Source organism: Klebsiella sp. HN106, from assembly GCF_051209435.1.
Lineage (GTDB): Bacteria > Pseudomonadota > Gammaproteobacteria > Enterobacterales > Enterobacteriaceae > Klebsiella > Klebsiella oxytoca.
Genome location: NZ_JBLURD010000340.1, coordinates 1 through 227, shown reverse-complemented (window position 1 = coordinate 227; position 227 = coordinate 1). Strand labels below are relative to the sequence as shown.

The 227-nt window shown below is 54.6% G+C and carries 1 protein-coding gene; it reads left to right on the top strand.

Translation table 11 applies throughout. From position 1 onward, the window contains the following. On the top strand, positions 1–227 hold a 227-nt coding region (locus ACSIPU_RS31485), incomplete at both ends, for a hypothetical protein (protein ID WP_435322607.1).

Genomic DNA, 227 nt, shown 5'->3' with positions numbered 1-227 from the left:
GATTCGGACTCTGACAGCGATTCTGACTCTGACAGCGATTCCGATTCTGACAGTGACTCGGATTCTGACAGCGATTCGGACTCTGACAGCGATTCCGATTCCGACAGCGATTCCGATTCCGACAGCGATTCCGATTCCGACAGTGACTCGGATAGCGACAGCGATTCGGATTCCGACAGCGACTCGGATTCAGACAGCGATGCCGACTCCGACAGTGACTCCGATTC